The organism is Pseudomonas sp. HUK17, assembly GCF_001566765.1.
The window spans coordinates 47,334-69,349 of record NZ_LSMW01000012.1; the positions used below are offsets into that span (position 1 = coordinate 47,334).

Here is a 22,016-nt window from a genome sequence, read left to right on the forward strand (position 1 = left end):
CGGAGGGCGGCCGCGCGCGGCGGTTATTCTACTGAAATCCAGGCTGGCACTGTGCCAGAGGTCTTTCTCCATTTATCGCCTGCGATGGCGCGCCGGCCAGTTCCGCCGGGCCGGCAGGCCCAAGGAGTCTGTGCCAGAGCCTGCGGTGAGCTCGGCACTACTCCTTGGCTACCGCTAAAAGAATCGTCCCGGTCAGTCCAGTACGCCTTGCAGGATGGCGTAGACGATCCCGGTGCCCACGGCGACCAGTACCATGTCGGCTCCCAGACGCCGCCATTCGTAGCCCGGGTAGTCCGGCAACTGGCGGGCGATACCCGGCGGCAGCGGTCGGCCATAACCAGGTGGGAGAGGGCGTCCGCGCTCCAGACGCAGCCCCGGCGGCAGGTCGCCCCCGCGACCGATCTGGCCGCGCAGCGCCTGGATACGCTCCCGCGCCGGTCCCAGATCCGGCGGGCCGCCGGCACCCGGTCCGGCACCCGGGCGACCCTGGCCACGCGACTCGGGACCCGGTCCCTTGCCATGCGGACCGCCCTGGTCCTGCCAGCCTGGGCCATGCGGCCCCTTGGGTCCTCCCGGTCCATGTTCCGGCGGCGCGGCCAGGGCCAGGTTGCCTATCAGACAGAGGACTGCAGCAGAAAGGACGGTACGCATGGGATTTCCTCGTCAGGGACGATGGCGTCGGCTATCCACTTGGAGTCTGATTGCAGGAAAAGACTCCCAAGTCATTCCAGGACTCTTCAGCCTGTGGATAAATCGGGGATAAAATCGGTATAACTTCAGGAGAAAACCCTGACGCCAATCAGAGACTCAATAAAATCCCTTTATTATCAATAGATTAAAAAGATGATCGGCTGGCTATCGAATCCGCTTTTTGTGGATAAAGCCTGGGACCCCCCTGCGCTGACGCTCGTTTTCGCCTGCACTCAAGCCGTGCGCGGATCGATTTTCCCCAGCCTGGAAACGGAAAAGCCGCGCCTGGATGACCGGGCGCGGCTTTTCTGAAGGTCGCCTTTCGCTATTCCGGCTTTTTCAGCTTGGGATTGGGAAAGAACTGCACGGCCTGCACCTTAGGATCAGGCTTCTTGGGTTTCAGCGCACTGATATTGACCCGCGTCGGCAATTCCTTGGGGACCGAATTGCCACGCTCGTCCAGGGTGTCGCTGTAGCCGCAGGAGAGGCACTCGCGGTGGGGCGTACCGTCCTGGGTCCACATCTTGAGGGTGTCCTGCGCCTGGCACGCCGGGCAGACCGCCCCGGCGATGAACCTCTTGCGGATCGGCTCGCTCACGCCGCCTCCTCGCTCAGCCCGGAATGGCGGAGCAGGGCGTCGATGCTGGGCTCGCGACCGCGGAAGTCGACGAACAGCACCATGGGCGCCTGGGAGCCGCCGCGGGCCAGGATGGCCTCGCGGAAGGCGCGCCCGGTCTCGGGGTTGAAGACGCCTTCTTCCTCGAACTTGGCGAAGGCATCGGCGGACAGCACCTCGGCCCACTTGTAGCTGTAGTAGCCCGCCGCATAACCGCCGGCGAAGATGTGGGCAAAGCTGTTGGGGAAGCGGTTGTAGGCCGGCGGCCGTACGACGGAGATCTCGTCGCGGATGCCTTCCAGCACCTCGCGCACGCTGCGACCGTCGCCATGGGTAGCGTGCAATTCGAAGTCGAACAGCGAGAATTCCAGCTGGCGCAGCATCATCAGGCCGGACTGGAAGTTCTTGGCCGCCAGCATCTTGTCCAGCAGTTCCTGGGGCAGCGGCTCGCCGGTCTCGTAGTGACCGGAGATCAGCGCCAGGCCCTCGGGCTCCCAGCACCAGTTCTCCATGAACTGGCTGGGCAGCTCCACCGCATCCCAGGCCACGCCGTTGATGCCGGAGACGCTGGCGTGCTCGACGCGGGTCAGCAGGTGGTGCAGGCCATGGCCGAATTCGTGGAAGAGGGTGGTCACCTCGTCATGGGTCAGCAGCGCCGGCTTGCCGGGGCTGGCCGGGGTGAAGTTGCAGACCAGGTAGGCCACCGGATCGATCAGCCGGCCCTGGGCATCGCGGCGCTTGTCGCGGGCGCCGTCCATCCAGGCACCGCCGCGCTTGTTGGCACGGGCGTAGAGGTCGAAATAGAAGCGGCCGATGGAGGTGCCGTTCTCCTTGATCTCGAACAGGCGCACGTCGGGATGCCACTTCTCGAAGTCGCGCAGCTCGGCGATCTCGATGCCATAGAGCTTCTGCACCGTGGCGAACAGGCCGGAGAGCACCTTGTCCACCGGGAACCAGGCGCGGACCTCTTCCTGGGACAGCGCGTAGCGCTGCTGGCGCAGCTTCTCGGCAAAGTAGCCGGTGTCCCAGCTCTGCAGATCCTGCACGCCCTGTTCGGCGGCGAAGGCGCGCAATTCTTCCAGGTCGCGCTGGGCGAAGGGCTTGGAGCGCACCGCCAAGTCGCGCAGGAAACCCAGCACCTGATCACTGCTCTCGGCCATCTTGGTGGCCAGCGACAGCTCGGCGTAGTTGGCGTAGCCCAGCAGACGCGCCAGTTCCTGGCGCAGGTCGAGCAGTTCTTCCATCACCGGGCCGTTGTCGAACTGACCGGCGTTGGGGCCCTGCTCGGAGGCGCGAGTGGCATAGGCGGCATAGACTTCCTCGCGCAGGGCACGGTCGTCGGCGTAGGTCATCACCGCGTAGTAGCTGGGGAATTCCAGGGTCACCAGCCAGCCGTCCAGCTCCTTGGCCTGGGCGGCGGCCTGCAGCTGGGCCTTGGCCGATTCAGGCAGGCCGGCAAGGGCGGCTTCATCGGTGAGGTGCTTGGTCCAGGCCTGCGTCGCGTCGAGCAACTGGTTGGAAAACTTGCTGCCCAGCTCGGACTTACGCGCCTGGATGGCGGCATAGCGCTGCTGCTCGGCCGGCGGCAGGTCGATGCCGGACAGGCGGAAGTCACGCAGGGCGTGTTCCAGGGTGGTCTTCTGGCCGGCGTCGAAGCCCTTGGCTTCTTCGCTTTCAGCCAGGCGGCTGTAGGCCTGGAAGAGATCCTTGTTCTGGCCGATCTCGGTGGAGTAGGCCGACAGCTTGGGCAGACAGGCCTCGTAGGCGGCGCGCAGCTCGGCGCTGTTGCACACGGCGTTGAGGTGGCCGATGGGGCTCCAGGCCTGACCCAGCCGATCGTTCAGCTCGTCCATCGCCAGCACCAGGCCGGCCCAGGTGGGGTGTTCCTTCTGGGTCTCCAGCAGCTTGGCCAGGGCGGCACGGTTCTCGGCCAGGACGGTGTCGATGGCCGGCTCGACGTGCTCGGGCTTGATGGCGGAAAAGGGCGGCAGGTCGTAGGACTGAAGCAGCGGATTGCTGGCGCTCACGGCGTTCCCCTCGGGGCGATGGCTTTGACAGTTATATATGGAGCCCATCCTAATAGGTCTCAAGACCCTTCCGACGAGAAAAGGTATCTATCGTGACCATAAGGACCTTCCAAGGTAAGACCCCGCACCTGGGCGAACGCGCCTTCGTCGATGCCACCGCGGTGGTGATCGGCGACGTGAGCCTTGGCGCAGACAGCTCGGTGTGGCCGCTGACGGTGATCCGTGGCGACATGCACTGTATCCGGATCGGCGCCCGCACCAGCATCCAGGACGGCAGCGTGCTGCACATCACCCACGCCGGCCCCTTCAATCCGGACGGCTATCCCTTGCTGATCGGCAGCGACGTCACCGTCGGCCACCAGGTGACGCTGCACGGCTGCACGATTGGCGACCGGGTGCTGGTGGGCATGGGCAGCATCGTCATGGACGGCGCGGTGGTGGAGGATGACGTGGTGATCGGCGCCGGCAGCCTGGTTCCGCCGGGCAAGCGGCTGGAAGGCGGCCACCTCTATGTCGGCCGTCCGGTCAAGCAGATCCGCCCGCTGGAGGAAAAGGAGCTCGCCTTCTTCAGCTACAGCGCCGGCAACTACGTGAAGCTCAAGGACCAGCATCTGGCTGAAGGCTACGGGGAGGAGGGGGCCTAGCAGGCCTGGTCCTGTTGGGCTTCGGCGATGGAGCCGCCTCAACCCAACCTACAACTGATCACAGCCATGGCGGTCCGTCGATACGACCGCTCCTACAGGCTCCAACGCAATGGTAGGAGCGGCCCATGGCCGCGATCGCCGCTCACGGCCGTAGGTTGGGTCGAGCGCAGCGAAGCCCAACGCTCAGCTACGTCCGCAGCGGACAGGCTTCACCCAGGCGCGAATACAGCACCCCACGCAACGCCTGCAATTCGTCGATGCGCGCCTCGATGACCCTGAGCTTGTCGCGCAGCAGTTCCTGCAGATAGGCGTCGGGATCGGCAGCGCGCTCGACGTCCTCCAGGTTGGCGGCGATTTCCTGCAGGCTGAAACCCAGTCGCTGGGCGGTACGGATGTAGCCCAGCCATTCCACGGCTTCGGGCGGATAGTCACGATAGCCGTTGGCCCGCCGCGGCGCCTTGAGCAGCCCCTGGCGCTCGTAGAATCTCAGGGTGTCGCGACTCAGGCCGGTGGCCTGGGCGAGGGTGCCGATACGCATCCGTTCTCCTTGACCCTGGACCTAGCTCCAGGGTCGACACTGGATTTCCTCTGTTCTAGGAAGTCCGTCCATGTGGAAGCTTGCGCCCTATCTGCGACTGGTCCGTGCCAGCGCCCTCTATGATCTGCTGGTCACCGCGCCCTTCGCCACCCCCTGGAGTCTCGCCTGGCTGCTGCGGCAGCTCGACGCCCTGGGGCAGTGGTTGGGATTCGCCCCCCTGGCGACCTTCAGCCCGGAAGCCCTGCTACTGGGCAACCTGCTCGGCTCAGTGGTATGCGTCTGGGCGGCGCTGCGGCTGGCCAGCCCCTCGGTGGCACTGGGGCGCTACGACGCCGTGGCCAGGGGCCTGTTCGCCCTGTGGCAGGCCTGGGCGCTGTACCAGGGTGCCAGTCCCTTGTTGGCAATGTTCCTGGTGATCGAAATCGGCTTCGGCATCGCCCAGGCGTGGCCGGTGTCTTCGACCTCCGGCAGACTTCAGCCCCGGCTGGCGGGCTGACCGCGGCCCGTTGGGCTTCGGTGATGGAGCCACCTCAACCCAACCTACAACTGATCGCGGCCATGGCCGTAGGTTGGCGCTGAGCGCAGCGAAGCCCAACAGCATCCCGGAACTAACCCAGCTGCCGCCGCAACTCCGCCAGCACCGGCGCACCGTCGGGGAGCACGCCGCGCCAGAGTTCGAAGGCCTCGGCGGCCTGTTCCACCAGCATGCCCAGGCCGTCCAGGGTATGGAAGGCACCCTCGTCCTGCGCCCAGCGATTGAAGGCGGTCAGGTCTTTGCCGTACATCATGTCGTAGGTCACGGTCTGGGGGCCGATCACCGCTTCCGACAGCGGCGGACGACCGCCACCGAGGCTGGCGGAGGTGCCGTTGATGATGACGTCGAAGGGCTCGCGCAGGGTGGAGAAGGCGGCCACCTCGATAGGCCCCAGCTCGGCGAATTCCCGCGCCAGCTGCACCGCCTTGAGTTCGGTGCGGTTGGCCAGCACCAGTTGCCCGGGCTGGCAGGCCAGCAGCGGCTCCAGCACGCCGCGTACCGCGCCCCCGGCGCCCAGCACCAGGACGCGCTGGCCAGCCAGCTGCAGACCGGCGTTGACGGTGAGGTCCCGCACCAGCCCGGCGCCATCGGTGTTGTCGCCCAGCAGGCGACCGTCAGGCTGGCGCTTGAGGGTGTTGACCGCCCCGGCGCGCCGGGCGCGCGGGGTGAGGTCGTCGCACAGCTGGTAGGCCTCTTCCTTGAAGGGCACCGTGACGTTGGCGCCCAGGCCGCTCTGGAAGAAGCTGCGGGCGCTTTCGGTGAAGCCGTCCAGCGGTGCCAGCAGCGGCCCGTAGTGCAGGCGCTGACCGGTCTGGTCGGCGAACAGGCTGTGGATCAGCGGCGACTTGCTGTGGGCGATGGGGTTGCCGAAGACGGCGTAGCGATCCATGGGGCTATCCTGCAGGCGTCGGGGCGAGCGCGAGCCAGTCGCGGTCGGTGAGAAAGAAATCGGTCAGTCGCGCTTCCGGCGAGCCGGGTACGGGTTTCCAGTCATAACCCCAGCGCACCTCGGGCGGCAGCGACATGAGGATGGACTCGGTGCGGCCGCCGGATTGCAGGCCGAACAGGGTGCCACGGTCGTAGACCAGGTTGAATTCCACGTAGCGCCCACGACGATAGGCCTGGAATTCCCGCTCGGCCTGGCCATAAGGCTGGTCACGGCGGCGTTGGACGATGGGCAGGTAGGCGTCGACGAAGGCATCGCCGATGGCGCGCTGGAAGGCGAAGCAGGTGTCGAAGTCCCAGTCGTTCAGGTCATCGAAGAACAGGCCACCGATGCCGCGCGGTTCGCCGCGGTGCTTGAGGTGGAAATAGCGGTCGCACCAGGCCTTGTAGCGCGGATAGACGTCGGCGCCGAAAGGTGCGCAGGCGTCATGGCAGACCTGGTGCCAGTGCACGCAGTCGGCCTCGTTGCCGTAGTAGGGGGTGAGGTCCAGACCGCCACCGAACCACCAGACCGGCGCTTCGCCGGGCTTCTCGGCGAGAAAGAAGCGCACATTGGCGTGGGCGGTGGGGATATGGGGATTGCGCGGGTGCATGACCAGCGACACGCCCATGGCCTCGAAGCTGCGCCCGGCCAGTTCCGGACGATGGGCGCTGGCCGAGGGCGGCAGGCTGTCGCCATGCACATGGGAGAAGTTCACACCGCCCTTTTCCAGCAGGGCGCCCTCGGCGATGACCCGGGTACGGCCACCACCGCCGGTCGGCCGGGTCCAGGCGTCTTCGACAAAATGCGCAGCGCCATCCTCGGCTTCCAGTGCGGCGCAGATGCGCTCCTGCAGATCGAGCAGATAGGCCTTGACGGCCTCCAGGGAGGGATTCATCGCAAGGATTTCCACAACAGGCGGGGAGGGCGGAGAGCATAACACCCGTATCCGACCGGTTGACGTGGCCCGCGGTTGCGGCTTGGATGAAGGCTCACGTCAATAAGGAACCGACAGCATGGCCCAGCGCATCCAGTTCAGCCGCACCGGTGGTCCCGAAGTACTCGAACTTGTGGATTTCGAACCCGCCGCGCCCGGCCCCGACGAGGTGCGGGTGCGCAACCACGCCATCGGCCTCAACTTCATCGAGACCTACTACCGCAGCGGCCTCTATCCGCCGCCGTCGCTGCCCTCGGGCCTGGGCACCGAGGGTGCCGGAGTGGTGGAGGCGGTGGGCAACGCCGTCACCCGCTTCAAGGCCGGCGACCGCGTCGCCTACGCCACCGGTCCGCTGGGCGCCTATGCCGAGGTCCATGTGCTGCCCGAGCGGCATCTGGTGCACCTGCCGGAGGCGGTCTCCTTCGAGCAGGGCGCTGCGGTCATGCTCAAGGGCCTGACGGTGCAGTACCTGCTGCGCCAGACCTATCCACTGCAGGCCGGCGACACCGTGCTGTTCCATGCCGCGGCGGGTGGCGTCGGCTCCCTGGCCTGCCAATGGGCCAAGGCCCTGGGCGTACGCCTGATCGGTACCGCCGGCTCGCCGGAAAAACTGGAAAAGGCCAAGGCCCTGGGCGCCTGGGCAGTGATCGACTATCGCCAGGAAGACGTCCCGGCGCGGGTCCGCGAGCTAACCGAGGGTGCCAAGGTGCCGGTGGTCTACGACGGCGTCGGCAAGGACACCTGGGAGATGTCGCTGGACTGCCTGGCCCCGCGCGGCCTGATGGTCAGCTTTGGCAACGCCTCGGGCGCGGTCACCGGGGTCAACCTGGGCATCCTCTCGCAGAAGGGTTCGCTCTATGTAACCCGGCCGACCCTGGCTACCTACGCCGCCTCACCCGAAGCGCTGCAGGACATGGCCGATCAGTTGTTCGAGCTGATCACCGATGGCCGTATCCAGGTGGACATCGGTCGCCGCTATCCGTTGGCCGAGGTGCAGGAGGCGCACCGCGCCCTGTCAGGCCGCGAGACCAGCGGCTCGACCATCCTGCTGCCCTGAGGCTAGACGTTCGCGCGCCTGGCCGGGTAAATCGTGACGGCCATTAAGTTTCCCGTAACCAGGCGGCACGACGGGGGTAAACGCCGGTCTATCTCGGACAGTCAGGCCGCCAAGGTCTCGACGCTCTTTCCAGAATCGGCCGGATCGCTGCCCTCGTCATGCCCATCTCCAGCCCCCTCGCCAACCTGCTCGACACCGCCACGGACACGGCACTGATCACCCTGACCGCCGAAGGGTGCATCGGGCAGTGGTGCCCGGCCGTCGCCCGGCTGCTGGGCTGGAGCGCGCAGGACAAGGTCGGCGAGTCCATCGTCGGCCTGTTGCTCCCGGAACCCCCGGCGGACGGCTGGCTGACCGCCCTCGAACGCTGCCAAACCCGGGGCCTGCGCCATCGCGATGGTCATCTGGTACGCCTCGACCTGCACCTGGTGCCGCTGCGCCGGGCGGATGTCGCCGTGGGTTGGCTGCTGCACGTCTGGCAGGCCCCAGCGAGCCGGGCCCGCTTCGCCGCCCGGCGCAGCGCCGAGCGGGATCTGCCACAACGCCTGCAGGCGCTTGGCGAATGGTCGCGGCGCCTCAGCGGCACGGCGGATCTTGCCGCCCTGCGCCTGTGCGCCACCCAGGCCCTGCGTGACCTCGCCGACGATCCCCAGGCGCGGCTGCTGTCCGTGGCCGAAGCCGGCAGCCTGCCGGCGGGTCAGTCGCTCCTCCCGTTCGGCGCTGCGGCGCAGCCCCTGGGCTATCTGCAGCTGAGCAACGCCGTCGAGGCGGACACCCGGCTGTTGCTGGACCAGTTGGCCCTGCTGCTGGGCGCCCTGCTGGTGCGGCAGCAGACCCAGGACCAGGTCCGGCACCTGGAACGGCGGTTGTCGCTGGAACAGGGGCTCTTGGCCAGCGTGCTGCAGCAGGCGCCCCTGGGCATCTCCATCACCGAGGCCGGCAGCGAAGAAGCGGTGATGCTCAATGACCGCGTCGACCTCCTCCTGGGCAAGCGCCCGGCCGGTGAGACGCTGGACGAACGCTATGGCGCCATCGGCGCCCTGCATGCCAATGGCCAGCCCTATGCGGTGGACGACTATCCCACGGTCCGGGTGCTGCGCAGTGGCCAGGCGGTATCGCCCGAATTGATGCGCTATCGACGGCCCGACGGCAGCATCCGGCTGCTGGAAGTGTCCAGCGCGCCCGTTCGCTCGGCCACTGGCGAGGTGATCGCCTCGGTCACCCTGTTCGACGACGTTCAGCAACGGGTTGATGCGGAAAATGCCCTGCGGGAACACAGCGCGCGGCTGGCCAGCCTGATCAACCAGGCGGCGGTCGGCATCTGCCAGACCGACGCCCGCGGGCGCATCCTGCTCGCCAATCGCCGCTACTGCGAATTGCTCGATCGCAACGAGGTCGGGGTGCTGGAACAGACCCTGCAGGCCCAGACCCATCCCGAGGACCGGGCCATCCTGGAGCGCCATCTCGACACCCTGCGCGAGCGCGGCGACAGCTTCAAGCTGGACCAGCGCTTCCTGCGCCCGGATGGCTCGGTGGTCTGGGTCAGCCTGCATGGCTCGCCGCTGCAGTCGGAAATCGGCCAGGAGCTGTCGGTGAGTCTGGTGGTGGTGGATCTCACCCAGCGCAAGCAGGCCGAAGCCGCGCTGCACCTGTCCAACCAGCGTTTCCGCAACGCCGTGGAAGCGGTGCAGGGGGTGGTCTGGACCAGTAATGCCCAGGGGCACCTGCTCGGCGAACAACTCGCCTGGAGCACCCTGACCGGGCAGAGCTATGCCCAGTATCAGCAGGACGGCTGGGCCGCTGCCCTGCATCCCGAGGATGCCCCCCGCACCCTGCGCCGCTGGCGATTGGCGGTGCAGCAACAGGTGGACTTCCACGACGAACACCGGCTGCGCTGCCGCGACGGTCAGTGGCGCACCTTCAGCGTGCGCGCCCTGCCGGTGCGGGAAAACGGCGTGGTCTGCGAATGGGTGGGCGTGCACACCGACGTCAGCGAGATCCGCATGGCCGAACACCGCCTGCGGCGCCTGGCCGAACTGCTGGAACAGCGCGTCCATGAGCGCACCGTCGAGCGTGACCGCATGTGGCGGGTGGCCGACGACCTGCTCGGTGTCATCCAGGGGCAACGCTGGCTCAGTCGCAATCCGGCCTGGGGCCGCACCCTGGGTTGGGACGACGAGGAATTGCGCCACCAGCCGCCGACCTCGCTGGAGCACCCGGACGATCCGCCGGTGTTCCCGCGCCTGGCCGCCCTGCGCCATGGCGAGGTGCTCAGCGATCTGCCGGGCCGCCTGCGCACTCGCGACGGCCACTGGCGCCACATGATGTGGAAGGCCACCGCCGATCACGATGGCCGCATCTATGTCTTCGGCCGCGACGTCACCGTCGAGCACGACGCCGCCCTGGCCCTGCAGAACGCCGAAGCCGCGCTGCGCCAGGCACAGAAGATGGAAGCCATCGGCCATCTCACCGGCGGCATCGCCCACGACTTCAACAACCTGCTCACCGGCATCAGTGGCTCCCTAGAATTGCTGCGTCGGCGCCTGGACCAGGGCCGCCACGACAACCTGCAGCGCTACCTGGACACCGCCGAGCAATCCGCCACCCGCGCCGCCGCCCTGACCCATCGCCTGCTGGCTTTCGCGCGTCGGCAGACCCTCGACCCGCGGCCGGTGGACGTCAATGACCTGATCCTGTCCCTGGAAGAACTCTTCCAGCGCACCCTGGGCGAACGCATCAGCCTGCGCAGCAGCCTCGCGCTGCAGTTGCCGCCGGCGCGCACCGACACCAACCAGCTGGAGAACGCCCTGCTGAATCTGGTGATCAACGCCCGCGACGCCATGCCCGAGGGGGGTCAGCTGACCCTGGAAACCGCCCTCGATCACCTCACCGACCTGGCCGCCGAGCATGACCTGCCGCCGGGTGACTATGTGCGCCTGACCATCGCCGACACCGGCAGCGGCATGCCGGTCGAGGTGGTGGATCGCGCCTTCGATCCCTTCTTCACCACCAAGCCCATCGGCCAGGGCACCGGCCTGGGCCTGTCGATGCTCTATGGCTTCATCAAGCAGTCGGGTGGCCACGTGACCCTGGAGAGCGAACTGGGCAGCGGCACCCGGGTCAGCCTCTGGCTGCCCTGTGCCCAGCCCGAGCGACCGGCAGCGAGCGATACACCTCAGGCGGCCATCGCCCAGAGCCGGGGCGAACGCCTGCTGCTGGTGGAAGACGATGTCTCGGTGCGGCTGTTGCTGCGCGAGATGCTCACCGAGCTGGGCTATCGCGTGCGCACCGCGGCCAGTGCCTCGGCGGCGCTCACCCTGGTCGACGGCGACCTGCCCTGTGACCTACTGATCACCGATCTCGGCCTGCCGGATCTCGACGGCGCCGACCTAGCCGGGCGCCTGCGCGAGCGCTGGCCGGAGTTGCCGGTGCTGTTCGTCAGCGGTCACGCCGAACGGCCCACCCCGAACGGTGAGCTCTCGCTGGCCAAGCCGTTCCAGATCGATGCCCTGGCGCGGCTGCTGCGCCAGTTGCTGGACTGACCTAGGGCCGGAAGACCTTGCCGGTCACCAGATCGCGAATCACGCTGGGATTCTTGCGCCCACCCAGTTCGCCCATGAGGATGCCATCCAGGTTATCGGGGAAGTACTGCTGAACCCGCAGCCGGGTGCGCGCGGCCGGACGGCCGGCGGGATTGGCCGAGGTGGAGATCAGCGGACCGGTGAGGGCGCAGAGTTCGCCCACCAGCGGATGTTCGGAGACCCGTAGCGCCACGGTGGCGTGGGCGCCGGTCACCCAGCCGGGCAGGCGATTGTGGTGCGGCACCAGCCAGGTGTTGGGGCCGGGCCAGGTGCTGGCCAGCTTGGCCAGGGACTCTTCCGGCAGATCGTGGAGCAGGAAGTCGAACTGGCGGATGGTATCGGCCACCAGGATCAAGCCCTTTTCCATGGGCCGCCGCTTGAGCGTCAGCAGGCGATAGACCGCGGCCTGATCCCAGGGATCGCAGCCCAGGCCCCAGACGGCCTCGGTGGGGTAGGCCAGCACGCCCCCCTCGCGCACGATTCGCGCCGCCTGCCGCACTCGCCAGCTGTTGTGCATCGCCTTGCCTCCGCCAAATCCCTGAAGTCTACCCGAGCGCGCCGCCGATGGTAGCCATCCACCGCTAGCCGAGACGCGTCCAGCTGCCCTGCTGCGCCACCACCCGGCCCTCCAGCTCCAACTCGGTCAGCTGGACCAGCACCTCCGGCAACGACAGGCGGCAGAGCCGCGCCAACTCTTCGCTGTTGAGCGGTCCGGCGGCCAGCTGCCGCAGCAGGGGGTGATCCTCGACCACCGCGGCCGTGGCGACCGGGGCCAGGCTGCGCCAGCCCTGCAGGGCTTCGAGGATATGCTCCACGCCCTCCACCAGTTGCGCCCCTTCACGGATCAGCTGATGACAGCCTCGCGCCCCGGGATGATGGATGGAGCCGGGCAGGGCGAAGACCTCGCGACCCTGCTCGGCGGCCAGCCGCGCGGTGATCAGCGAACCGCTGGAGGGGCTGGCCTCCACCACCAGGGTACCCAGGCTGAGGCCGCTGATGATCCGGTTGCGCCGCGGAAAGTTGGCGGCCTGGGGCGTGCAGTCCAGCGGCAATTCCGAGACCAGCGCACCACCCTCGGCCAGCAGGCGCCGGGCGAGGCCCAGATGACGGCGGGGATAGAGCTGCCGGAGGCCGGTGCCCAGCACGGCCACCGTACCGCCGCCGGCGTCCAGCGCACCCTGGTGCGCCGCGCCATCGATGCCCAGCGCCAGGCCACTGGTGATGCAGAAGCCGGCCGCGGCCAGGCTGTGGGCGAAGCGCCGGGCATTGTCGAGTCCCTGGGCACTGGCCTGGCGGCTGCCGACCAGGGCCAGTTGCGGTCGTTCGAGCAACTCGACCCGTCCTTCGACGAACAGCAGCGGCGGTGGATCGGCGATCTCGGCGAGCAGCGCCGGATAGCGCTCGTCGCCCAGGCAGAGCAGATGGCGCTCGGGGTCCTCCAGCCAGGCCAGGGCCTGGTCGACCCGTTCGCGGGTCGCGGGGCTGCGGCGGGCGTCCGCGGCCACCGCCGGCAGGCGCAGGGCGCGCCAGGCCGAGGCGGGGGCACTGAGGGCGGCGCTGGCGCTGCCAAAGGCATCCAGCAGCAGGCGCTGGCGCACGGCACCGAGCTCCGGCAGGGCATGCAGGCGAAGCCGAGCGTCCAGCTCGGCAGGGGAGAGGCTGGCCATGCTGTCATCCTTGAGGGTGGCCGGTCGCCGTCCTGGCGACCCGGAAGAGGTTAGGGGTTGCGCACCTTGTCCATGATCGCCAGCTGGCGGGTGGCGGTCAGGACCAGGCCGTAGCTGATCTTGTCGTAGGTGCGAAAGACCATCAGCAGCCCGGCGCGCTCGTCGGGGATCTTCACCAGCTCGCCGGTGATGCGATCACGCACCGTCTCGCCGGTCTTGTTGACCGCCAGCACATTGCCCTCGGCCAGACCGTCCCGGGCGCCCTTGTTGAGGGTCACCACATCGAACTGGCCGATCTGGGTGACGCCGCGCGGCACGTCGAGGATCAGGCCGTTGATGTCACGGGCCGGCGCACTGGGCATGAAGGTGGAATTCACCAGCCGCTCCTCAGTGGGGAACAGCCGGTCGCCCAGGCGCACCTCCTGGGTGGTGCGGGTCAGGCGCAGGGTGGCGATGTCGCCCTCCTGGGTGACCAGGTCGGCGCTGCCGATGAAGTCGCCATTGATGCCGAGAAAGGCGCCGGTCTTGGGATCGACATAGGTCTTGCCCTGGCGGTAGATGCCATAGGCCGAGACACCCGGCTGCAGCTTGCCGCGCACATAGATGCGATCGCCGGCGCCGCTCACCACGCGCTCGGCATTGCCGGCCACCACATAGGGCGCCGCCTGGAACTGTTCGGCCGAATCGATGGCGCGATTCTGCAAGAGGAAGCTGTTGACCGCTTCCAGCGGAATGGCCGGGATGGCTTCGGCGATGGGCGTGCTGCGCACCGTAGGTGACAGCTTGACCGTGCCACGCGAGGCGCCGCGGTTGAGCTGCAGCCGCGGCTGGCCGTCGACGTAGCTCAGCACCAGGGTATCGCCGGGATAGATGAGATGGGGATTCTTGACCTGCGGATTGGCCTGCCAGATCTCCGGCCATTCCCAGGGCTTGCTGAGGAATCTGGCGGAGATGTCCCAGAGGGTATCGCCGCGGACCACGGTATAGCTCTCCGGGTGATCCTGACGCAGGGTGACCGCTGCGTACGCCGACTGCAGGGCGCCCCCGGCGACCAGCAGCAGGGCGAACAAAGATTTCCTCATGCGTCGAATCCCTTTACACTTAGCTTTGAAGAACCGTCTTCACGCAAACGTCGGGGAATCGCCCCAGTCGTGCCCTGATCGCCACCTTCGTCGGCACCGGGCAGCGCAGGCGCTCATCCCCGTCGACCGACGTCATCCACCGCTCGGGACCAGCTCGAGCCGGGTGGAAACAACGCTGCGGCATCTTAGCAGCGCCCCTTGACTGTATTCCACAAGTGCCCTCAACGCCATGGCGATCCTAGACATCCTCGAATTCCCCGATCCCCGCCTGCGCACCGTCGCCAAGCCCATCGACGTGGTCGACGATGCCCTGCGCCAGACCATCGACGACATGTTCGAGACCATGTACGAAGCGCCTGGCATCGGTCTGGCCGCCACTCAGGTCAACGTTCATCGCCGCCTGGTGGTGATCGACGTCAGCGAAGACAAGAGCGAACCGCTGGTCTTCATCAACCCCGAGGCCGAGCCGCTCACCCAGGAACTAGGCGAGTACCAGGAAGGCTGCCTGTCGATCCCCGGGTTCTACGAAAAGGTCTGCCGTCCCGAGCGCGTCCGGGTGACTGCCCTGGACCGCGACGGCAAGCCCTTCGAGCTGGAGTGCGACGGCCTGCTGGCGGTGTGCATCCAGCACGAGATCGATCACCTCGACGGCAAGCTGTTCGTCGACTATCTGTCGCCGCTCAAGCGCGATCGCATCAAGAAGAAGCTCGAAAAGCAGCAGCGCCACAAGGCCTGATCGCCCTGGCGGACGGCGTCATCGGCGTCCGCCGCTCGCCCTTTCCGCCAGGTCCGCCATGTCCAGATCCCTTCGCCTCGTCTTCGCCGGAACCCCGGAATTCGCCGCCGTGCACCTGCAGGCGCTGATCGACGCCGGTTATCCCATTGCCGCCGTCTATACCCAGCCGGACCGTCCCGCTGGGCGGGGCCAGAAACTGGCCATGAGCCCGGTCAAGCAGCTGGCACTGAGCCACGGCATTCCCGTGCAGCAGCCGCCGACCCTGCGCGATCCCGCGGCCCAGGCCACCCTGGCGGCCCTGGAACCCGACCTGCTGGTGGTAGTGGCCTACGGTCTGATCCTGCCCCAGGCGGTGCTGGATATCCCGCGCCTGGGTTGCATCAACAGCCATGCCTCGCTGCTGCCGCGCTGGCGCGGCGCCGCGCCCATCCAGCGCGCCTTGGAAGCCGGCGATGCCGAGTCCGGGGTCACCGTGATGCGCATGGAAGCCGGTCTGGATACCGGCCCCATGCTGAGCAAGGTGACCACGCCGCTGACCGCCACGGACACCGGTGGCAGCCTGCACGATCGCCTGGCCGCCTTGGGCGCCGCCGCCGTGGTCCAGGCCCTGCCGGGTCTGGCCGACGGCAGTCTGCAGGGCGAGGTACAGGACGACAACCTGGCCACCTACGCCCACAAGCTCAACAAGGACGAGGCCCGCTTGGACTGGGGTCGGCCGGCGGTGGAACTGGAGCGCCGTATCCGCGCCTTCGATCCCTGGCCGCTGTGCCACACCGCCCTGGCCGGTGAACCGCTCAAGGTTTGGGCCGCCGAACTGGCGGAAGGGCAGGGCGTTCCCGGCATGGTGCTCGACGCCGATCGCGCAGGCCTGCTGGTGGCCTGTGGCGAGGGCGCCCTGCGTCTGACCCGGCTGCAACTGCCCGGTGGCAAGCCGCTGGGCTTCGCCGATCTCTACAACGCCCGCCGCGAACGCTTCGCCCCCGGCCAGGTACTGGGTCTATGAATCCGCGGCTGGCGGCCACCCGCGCCCTGGCGGCGGTCCTGGCCGGGCGCGCCTCCCTCGGTAGCAGCCTGCCCGAGCAACTGGCCAAGGTCGATCCGCGTGACCGCGCCCTGGCCCAGGACCTGGCCTTCGGCACCGCCCGCTGGCAGCCGCGCCTGTCGCTGCTGGCGGAAAAGCTCATGCAGAAACCCTTCAAGGCCGGCGACCGCGATCTCGAAGCCCTGCTGCTGATCGGGCTCTACCAGCTGTTCCACACCCGCATCCCGGCCCACGCCGCCATCGGCGAGACGGTGGGCTGCGTCGACAAGCTGAAGAAGTCCTCGGCCAAGGGCCTGCTCAACGCCGTGCTGCGCCGTGCCCAGCGTGAATACGACAGCCTGCTACCGGCCCTGGAGCATGACCCGGCCGCGCGCCTGGCCCATCCGCGCTGGTTACAGAAGACGCTCAAGGCGCGCTGGCCGGCGCACTGGGAAGCCATCGCCTCCGCGAACAACCTGCACCCGCCGCTGATCCTCAGGGTCAATCGCCGCCAGGGCAGTCGCGACAGCTATCTGGCCGAGCTGGCCGCCGCCGGTATCGAGGCCGTGCCCTGCGCCTTCAGCGCCGACGGCATCCGCCTGCTGCAACCCCAGGACGTCACCGCCCTGCCGGGCTTTGCAGCGGGGCGTCTCAGCGTGCAGGACGAAGCCGCGCAGCTGGCGGCCGAACTGCTGGAGCTGGCGCCCGGCCAGCGGGTGCTTGACGCCTGCGCCGCGCCCGGGGGCAAGACCTGCCATCTGCTGGAACGTGAGCCGGGGCTGGCCGAGGTGGTGGCGCTGGACGCCGATGCCGGTCGCCTGGAGCGCGTCGAGCAGAATCTGGCACGGCTGGGCCTCACCGCCCGCACCCTGGCCGCCGACGGCCGCGCCGTAACCGACTGGTGGGACGGCACGCCCTTCCAGCGCATCCTGCTGGACGCTCCCTGCAGCGCCACCGGGGTGATCCGCCGCCATCCGGACATCAAGCTGACCCGTCAGGCCAGCGATATCGCGCCCCTGGTGCAGTTGCAGGGCGAATTGCTGGACGCCCTCTGGCCGACGCTGGACGTCGGCGGCATCCTGGTCTACGCCACCTGCTCGGTGTTGCCGGAAGAGAACAGCGACAACCTCGCCGCCTTTCTCGCCCGCACCCCGGGCGCCCGCGAACTGGATATCCCCGCGCCCTGGGGCCTCGCCCAGCCCCATGGTCGCCAGCTCCTGCCGCAGCCCGACGGCCACGACGGCTTCTATTACTGCAAGCTGATCAAGATTGCTCGCTAGCCTCTGGCGGTAGCGGCTGGTTCGTACCCTGCTGCGGACGCTTCTCCGCGGTGGCGGCTGGGTGCGGCAACTGCGCGCGTACCTCCGCCTGGGGCAGCTCCAGCACCGGGGAGCCTTCTTCGAGGCGACTCAGGGTGCCTTCCACCACGGCGCCGTTCTCCATGCTCAGCTGGCGATAGGTGATGTTGCCCTGCACCCGCGCATTGGAATGCAGCTCCAGCAGATGCTCGACCCGCAGATCGCCGACGATGGTGCCATCGATCAGGGCGTCGTAGCTGCTCACGTCGCCCTCCACCACGCCATTGGCACTGATCGCCAGCAGGCTGGTGGTGCCGGACTTGAAACTGATGCTGCCGCATACCCGGCCGTCGACTTTGAGGCCATCGCTGAACTCCAGATCACCGCGGATCGACAGGTTGTCGGCGATGAGACTGGAAAAGCCATTCACCGCGGGGCGAGGAACCGCCTTCTTTCTGTTGAACATCCGTGCTGCTCTCCAACTAGGGTTTCTGATTCTGGCGACGGAAGAAGGCCAGCTCCGCGCTCAGGCGCTCGACCTGCGCCAACAGGGCGGCGTTGCGTTCGAGCAACTGGCGTTCGGTGGCCGCACCCAGTTGCAGATCCAGCGTCTGCTGCGCCAGACGATCGCGCAGGTGCTGATTCTCGGCTTGCAGGTGATTCAGTTCCGCCTGGTATCCCTGGTGGATCCGCTGCCCGACCACCAGCAACGCGAGCGGTATCAACAGCAGCAGGCACAAACCAACCCAGCCGGCCAGTCGCCGTCGCGGGACCGGCTGCAGGCGAAATTCGCCGCGCAGCAACTCGCGACTCGACGCTCGACTAGTCGCGCGCCTGGCCATCGCGCTCGGGCTCCAGTCGGCCTAGGGCAAGAAAGCGCTGGGGGTCGAGGAATTGGCCGTCACGCAAGACCTCGAAATGCAGATGAGGCCCGGTCGAGCGTCCAGTGGAGCCCACCGCACCCAGGAGTTGCCCGGGGATGACCACCTGGCCTTCCTTGACGAAGATGCGGCTCAGATGGGCATAGCGGGTGACCAGGCCATTGCCGTGAGCGACCTCCACCCGATTGCCATAGCCACCCAGGGCGCCCGTGACCTGGACACGCCCCCCGGCCGCGGCGTGTACCTGAGTGCCAGTGGGCGCGGCGAAGTCGACACCGGAATGAAACGCCAGGTGACCGGTAAAGGGATCGACCCGATTGCCGAACAGCGATCCCAGACGGGCCTGTTCCACTGGGCGTAGCGAGGGAATCGCCATCAGGGCGGCATTGCGACTGGCCACCCGGTTCAGCAGCAGATCCAGTTGTTGACGCAGGCAGAGCGCTACCTGTTCGCTGGCACCCAGCATGCGCAGAGGCAAGCCCTGGCTGGCGGCGCCGGCGTTACAGGATCGCGCCGGCAGCCAGGCACCGCCCTGGGCACCTCGCGTGGAAGGCTCGACCAGCAGACTGGGGTCGACCGCGCTCACCTGGTCGCGCAATTGCCTGTTCTGCTCCAGCATCCGCTGCAGCGCCTGGGTATCGGCCTCCAGCGATTGCAGCCGGCCGACCAGCACGCCCATTCGCTCCAGGGCCACCGTTGTGCTGGCGCTGCCCGGAGTGGCAGCGACTGGGGTGGCCGGAGCTGCAGCAGGCGAAACCCGACCACCCAGCCAGCAGCCCAGAGCGAATGTCAGCAGCGATGTCAGCGTCAGGATCAGCAGCCAGGGGCTCTTTGCCTGACGCGGGTCGACGATGTGGGCACCGTCCCGCACAAGCTTGCGACTGAGGGAAGAAAACAGCTTCATCAGATCCTGCGGCCGTCCTAGGCGCCGATAGATCAGTCAGCTTAAAGTGAAACACGTCACAAAATGATGGCAAAAGGCCTGTTCCAGACCAACCTGCCCGTCCACCTGACATATGGCACTTTCAACACCGGATCGTCAGGCTGCCGTAGTCGGGGCAGAATGTTCGGCTCAAGGTCGTGAATCGGCCCGTCCCTCCCGCTGCTACCGGAGTCCGCCATGCTCGAATCCCTGGAGAAAATGCTCGTTCGCGGCCAGGACAATGCCCTGCTCAGGTTCGGACTGGGCAAGGGCTATCTGGATGCCGGGGAGCCCGCGCGGGCGATCGAGCACCTGGCGCGCTGCGTCGAATTCGATCCGGCCTATTCGGCGGCCTGGAAACTGCTGGGCAAGGCCCATGAGGGGAGCGGCGACCCGGCCAGCGCCGAGGCGGCCTGGACCCAGGGCCTGCAGGCGGCGCAAGCCAAGGGCGACAAGCAGGCGGAAAAGGAGATGACGGTGTTTCTCAAGCGCCTGGCGCGCCGCGCTCAGTCCTGATCGCGCAGGAACCTGAGGCCCGCGCCGTCGGCGTCGGTGCGCATGACTTCCATGGTCACCTTGGGCGCTTCGATCGGCAGATCGAGTACCTGGCCGACCACGCGGGTGCCCTGCGGTAGCCGGGTCAGCTCGGGATGCACCACATAGACGCCACCATCGGACAGGTCGCGGGTCTCACCGACGATCTCGCCATCCGGATAGGCGATCCACAGCCGGCACTTGAGTGGGGTACGGGTATGTTGGCGCTGATCGCGCGAATTCATCGCCTGACTCCCTGGCTTGGGCGTTCCCTAGAGGTCCGGGCAGCTTCCGGCAAAGCCCAGCGGCTGTCAGCCGCGCGCCGACCGAACGGTCCTGGCGAAGCGCCGAGCGATAGGTCGTAGGACCACCTCCTGCCCCTCAGCGCCCGGGCAGGACCCGGGCGAAAGACCTCAGTACCACTTCTCCTCGCCATCCGGGCGATTCTTGAACCTCTTCATGCTCCACATGTACTGGGTCGGATAGCGCCGTACGTAGCCGGCCAGCACCTCGCTCATGGCGGCCACCGAGACCTCCGGATCCGGGTCGTACATGGCTGCGGGCGCGGCTTCCAGGATCACCTTGTAACCACTGCCGTCTGCCAGGCGCACGGCATGGAAGAACACCCCGCGGGCCTTGCCGCGCGCCAGCAGCGAGGGCACGAACTTGCTGGTCAAGGCAGTGGTGCCGAGGAAGGGCACGAAGAGGCCGGCGCTGCGACTTGGCTCAGGATCGGCCGGAATCCCCACGGCGCCGCCGCGGCGGACTTCCTTGATCACGCTGATGATGCCTTCCGGGGTGGAGGGCGCCACGCGGTTGCCCAGCTGGACCCGCTGGCGCTTGAGCAGGTCGTCCACCGCCTTCAGCTTGGGCGGCCGATAGAAGATGATCGGCTTGGCATGGGAGCAATAGAAGTGGTTGAGCAACTCCCAGTTGCCCAGATGGCTGGTGATGCCCACCACGCCATCGCCGGAGGCCAGGGCTTCCTGCAGGACGTCCATGCCTTCCACCTCGCGCACCAGGCGCAGGGAACGCTGGGGTGACCAGATCCAGGCGCAGGCGCTTTCGGTCAGGGTCTTGCCGATGCCGCGCAGGCACTCGCGCGACAGCCGTTCCAGACCGGCGGCATCGAGTTCGGGAAAACAATGGGCGAGGTTGATGCGGGTGACCTTGCTGGCGCGAGTCGGCAGCTTCCACATGCACCAGCCGATGAATCCACCCAGGCGCTGCACCAGCGGCCAGGGCAGCAGGGCGAAAAGGCGCAGGAAGGCGATCATCAGCGCGCCTTTGAATCTTTCCAAAAGAGGGACTCCTGTCTGAATGCGCCGACAGTTTAGCGTCTACAAGCCCCGGAAACGTTAAGAAAGCGTAAGGTTCGCGCCAACTGACGCCTATACATTCGACTTTTCCTGCGGTTCTGCCGACAAAGATGCCAGCTCGGCATGGCGGTCGCAATCGAGGGTGTGGTCCATCACCAGCCCCATGGCCTGCATGAGGGCATAGCAGATGGTCGGGCCGACAAAGGTGAAACCGGCTTTCTTGAGCGCCTTGCTCATGGCCTCGGCTTCCGGGGTGATCGCCGGTACCTCGTGGCTGTCGCGAAAATGGTTGATCTTCGGCGCACCGCCGACGAAGGACCATAGCCAGCCGGCCGGGTCTTCGAGCCTGAGCCAGGCCTGAGCATTCTGACGGGCGGCGCGCAGCTTGGCGCCGTTGCGGATGATGCCCGGATCCTGCATCAGCGCCTCGATCTCGGCATCGCTCAGCTGCGCCAGGCGCCGGGGATCGAAGCCGTGCAGCACCTGGCGATAGCGCTCGCGCTTCTTCAGCACGGTGATCCACGACAGCCCGGCCTGAAAGCCTTCCAGCAAGAGAAATTCGAAGAGCACCGCCGGATCGCGCTGGGGCACGCCCCATTCGTGGTCGTGATACTCGATGTACAGCGGATCGGCGGTGCACCAGAAGCAACGCGGCATGGCGAAGGCTCGGACGGCGAGGGGAGACGTCACCTTAGCGCAGTTGCCAGGTCGATGAGACGAATCCAACGGCCTCACCAGGCGCTTTTCCACGCTATCAGGTTGCCAGCGTATCGCAGCCATGGCAGCACTAGACCGTAGGTTGGGTTGAGACGGCTCTATCGTCGAAGCCCAACATCGCCGGCGCCCCGAGACACTGTTGGGCTTCGCTACGCTCAACCCAACCTACGCTGGCCCACGGTTGCGATAACGGGAGCAGGCACTTTCCCGTCGGGCAGCCCTAAAGCCCCCATGTGGCCACCCCCGGCTTTCAGCTATACTCCCCGGCTTTTCGTCGCAGCCGAACGGG

The 22,016-nt window shown here is 67.3% G+C and carries 23 protein-coding genes and 3 pseudogenes; 11 read left to right on the forward strand and 15 right to left on the reverse strand.

The genetic code is table 11. From position 1 onward, the window contains the following. Positions 1-192: 192 nt before the first annotated feature. Positions 193-651: an anti-virulence regulator CigR family protein gene (locus tag AX284_RS12085; protein WP_068384377.1), complete on the reverse strand. Its 459-nt coding sequence runs from the start codon at positions 649-651 to the stop codon at positions 193-195. Between the two features lie 192 nt (positions 652-843). On the opposite strand from AX284_RS12085, the gene AX284_RS11915 reads away from it, so the two are divergent. After that, positions 844-1,002, forward strand: coding sequence for a hypothetical protein (locus tag AX284_RS11915; RefSeq protein WP_160329276.1), 159 nt, complete (start codon positions 844-846; stop codon positions 1,000-1,002). Between the two features lie 13 nt (positions 1,003-1,015). Here the strand turns inward: AX284_RS11915 and AX284_RS07185 are convergent, their stop codons facing one another. Together AX284_RS07185 and prlC are read right to left on the reverse strand one after the other, a co-directional pair. Beyond that, on the reverse strand, positions 1,016-1,288 hold the full coding sequence (locus AX284_RS07185; protein ID WP_017641503.1) for a YheV family putative zinc ribbon protein: 273 nt from the start codon (positions 1,286-1,288) through the stop codon (positions 1,016-1,018). Next, positions 1,285-3,381 (reverse strand): oligopeptidase A, encoded by a 2,097-nt coding sequence (gene prlC / locus AX284_RS07190; RefSeq protein ID WP_177323669.1) that lies wholly within the window; start codon positions 3,379-3,381, stop codon positions 1,285-1,287. The genes AX284_RS07185 and prlC overlap by 4 nt, the downstream gene beginning before the upstream one ends. 44 nt (positions 3,382-3,425) lie before the next feature. Between prlC and AX284_RS07195 the strand changes: the two genes are divergently transcribed. Further along, a complete protein-coding gene (locus tag AX284_RS07195) occupies positions 3,426-3,977 on the forward strand; it encodes a gamma carbonic anhydrase family protein (protein WP_068384379.1) in 552 nt (183 codons plus the stop codon). Positions 3,978-4,164: 187 nt separating this feature from the next. Here AX284_RS07195 and AX284_RS07200 read toward each other — a convergent pair whose 3' ends face one another. After that, positions 4,165-4,515, reverse strand: coding sequence for a MerR family transcriptional regulator (locus AX284_RS07200; protein WP_068384381.1), 351 nt, complete (start codon positions 4,513-4,515; stop codon positions 4,165-4,167). 70 nt (positions 4,516-4,585) lie between these two features. On the opposite strand from AX284_RS07200, the gene AX284_RS07205 reads away from it, so the two are divergent. Then, the gene (locus tag AX284_RS07205; RefSeq protein WP_068384383.1) at positions 4,586-5,011 is read left to right on the forward strand and encodes a hypothetical protein; all 426 of its coding nucleotides are present in this window, start codon (positions 4,586-4,588) and stop codon (positions 5,009-5,011) included. A gap of 112 nt (positions 5,012-5,123) precedes the next feature. On the opposite strand, the gene aroE is transcribed toward AX284_RS07205, so the two are convergent. Together aroE and hemF are read right to left on the reverse strand one after the other, a co-directional pair. Continuing rightward, positions 5,124-5,939, reverse strand: coding sequence for a shikimate dehydrogenase (gene aroE, locus AX284_RS07210; protein ID WP_068384385.1), 816 nt, complete (start codon positions 5,937-5,939; stop codon positions 5,124-5,126). A 4-nt stretch (positions 5,940-5,943) separates the two neighbouring features. Next, complete coding sequence (gene hemF, locus AX284_RS07215) at positions 5,944-6,873, reverse strand: oxygen-dependent coproporphyrinogen oxidase (protein WP_068384387.1); 930 nt, start codon at positions 6,871-6,873, stop codon at positions 5,944-5,946. A gap of 118 nt (positions 6,874-6,991) precedes the next feature. On the opposite strand from hemF, the gene AX284_RS07220 reads away from it, so the two are divergent. The 4 genes and pseudogenes from AX284_RS07220 to AX284_RS12315 all read left to right on the forward strand — a co-directional run. Next, complete coding sequence (locus AX284_RS07220; RefSeq protein WP_017641496.1) at positions 6,992-7,969, forward strand: NADPH:quinone reductase; 978 nt, start codon at positions 6,992-6,994, stop codon at positions 7,967-7,969. A gap of 1,127 nt (positions 7,970-9,096) precedes the next feature. Then, positions 9,097-10,611 (forward strand): annotated as a pseudogene (locus AX284_RS12305) (PAS domain S-box protein); the annotation flags it as partial. 201 nt (positions 10,612-10,812) lie between these two features. Further along, a pseudogene (locus tag AX284_RS12310) lies at positions 10,813-11,052 on the forward strand (ATP-binding protein); the annotation flags it as partial. 141 nt (positions 11,053-11,193) lie between these two features. Further along, a pseudogene (locus tag AX284_RS12315) lies at positions 11,194-11,511 on the forward strand (response regulator); the annotation flags it as partial. Position 11,512: 1 nt separating this feature from the next. Here the strand turns inward: AX284_RS12315 and AX284_RS07230 are convergent. From AX284_RS07230 to AX284_RS07240, 3 genes are all read right to left on the reverse strand, one after another. Next, complete coding sequence (locus tag AX284_RS07230) at positions 11,513-12,067, reverse strand: L-threonylcarbamoyladenylate synthase (protein WP_017641494.1); 555 nt, start codon at positions 12,065-12,067, stop codon at positions 11,513-11,515. A 64-nt stretch (positions 12,068-12,131) separates the two neighbouring features. Continuing rightward, complete coding sequence (dprA, locus tag AX284_RS07235) at positions 12,132-13,217, reverse strand: DNA-processing protein DprA (RefSeq protein ID WP_064307097.1); 1,086 nt, start codon at positions 13,215-13,217, stop codon at positions 12,132-12,134. A gap of 50 nt (positions 13,218-13,267) precedes the next feature. After that, on the reverse strand, positions 13,268-14,299 hold the full coding sequence (locus tag AX284_RS07240; RefSeq protein WP_026083893.1) for a LysM peptidoglycan-binding domain-containing protein: 1,032 nt from the start codon (positions 14,297-14,299) through the stop codon (positions 13,268-13,270). Between the two features lie 229 nt (positions 14,300-14,528). On the opposite strand from AX284_RS07240, the gene def reads away from it, so the two are divergent. The 3 genes from def to rsmB are packed head-to-tail and all read left to right on the forward strand — an operon-like array spanning position 14,529 to position 17,336. Next, the gene (def, locus tag AX284_RS07245) at positions 14,529-15,035 is read left to right on the forward strand and encodes a peptide deformylase (protein ID WP_064307096.1); all 507 of its coding nucleotides are present in this window, start codon (positions 14,529-14,531) and stop codon (positions 15,033-15,035) included. A 58-nt stretch (positions 15,036-15,093) separates the two neighbouring features. Further along, on the forward strand, positions 15,094-16,038 hold the full coding sequence (gene fmt, locus AX284_RS07250; protein ID WP_068384391.1) for a methionyl-tRNA formyltransferase: 945 nt from the start codon (positions 15,094-15,096) through the stop codon (positions 16,036-16,038). Continuing rightward, positions 16,035-17,336 (forward strand): 16S rRNA (cytosine(967)-C(5))-methyltransferase RsmB, encoded by a 1,302-nt coding sequence (rsmB, locus tag AX284_RS07255; RefSeq protein ID WP_068384392.1) that lies wholly within the window; start codon positions 16,035-16,037, stop codon positions 17,334-17,336. Before fmt ends, rsmB begins: the two co-directional genes overlap by 4 nt. Here rsmB and AX284_RS07260 read toward each other — a convergent pair. From AX284_RS07260 to AX284_RS07270, 3 genes are read right to left on the reverse strand one after another with little or no spacing between them, the layout of a single operon-like run. Further along, positions 17,320-17,820 carry a bactofilin family protein gene (locus AX284_RS07260; RefSeq protein ID WP_068384394.1) on the reverse strand — a complete coding sequence of 167 codons (501 nt, stop codon included), beginning with the start codon at positions 17,818-17,820 and terminating at the stop codon, positions 17,320-17,322. The genes rsmB and AX284_RS07260 overlap by 17 nt on opposite strands. A 16-nt stretch (positions 17,821-17,836) precedes the next feature. Further along, complete coding sequence (locus AX284_RS07265; RefSeq protein WP_026083892.1) at positions 17,837-18,196, reverse strand: hypothetical protein; 360 nt, start codon at positions 18,194-18,196, stop codon at positions 17,837-17,839. Beyond that, the gene (locus tag AX284_RS07270; RefSeq protein WP_068384396.1) at positions 18,177-19,139 is read right to left on the reverse strand and encodes a M23 family metallopeptidase; all 963 of its coding nucleotides are present in this window, start codon (positions 19,137-19,139) and stop codon (positions 18,177-18,179) included. The genes AX284_RS07265 and AX284_RS07270 overlap by 20 nt, the downstream gene beginning before the upstream one ends. A gap of 216 nt (positions 19,140-19,355) precedes the next feature. Here AX284_RS07270 and AX284_RS07275 point away from each other — a divergent pair, with 216 nt between their 5' ends. Next, the gene (locus AX284_RS07275) at positions 19,356-19,673 is read left to right on the forward strand and encodes a tetratricopeptide repeat protein (protein WP_068384398.1); all 318 of its coding nucleotides are present in this window, start codon (positions 19,356-19,358) and stop codon (positions 19,671-19,673) included. Here AX284_RS07275 and AX284_RS07280 read toward each other — a convergent pair. The 3 genes from AX284_RS07280 to AX284_RS07290 form a co-directional block, all read right to left on the reverse strand. Next, complete coding sequence (locus tag AX284_RS07280; RefSeq protein ID WP_017641486.1) at positions 19,664-19,936, reverse strand: PilZ domain-containing protein; 273 nt, start codon at positions 19,934-19,936, stop codon at positions 19,664-19,666. The genes AX284_RS07275 and AX284_RS07280 overlap by 10 nt on opposite strands. A 168-nt stretch (positions 19,937-20,104) precedes the next feature. Beyond that, a complete protein-coding gene (locus AX284_RS07285) occupies positions 20,105-20,992 on the reverse strand; it encodes a lysophospholipid acyltransferase (protein WP_017641485.1) in 888 nt (295 codons plus the stop codon). A gap of 90 nt (positions 20,993-21,082) precedes the next feature. Then, positions 21,083-21,667: a DNA-3-methyladenine glycosylase I gene (locus tag AX284_RS07290; protein WP_068384400.1), complete on the reverse strand. Its 585-nt coding sequence runs from the start codon at positions 21,665-21,667 to the stop codon at positions 21,083-21,085. Between the last annotated feature and the right edge of the window lie 349 nt (positions 21,668-22,016).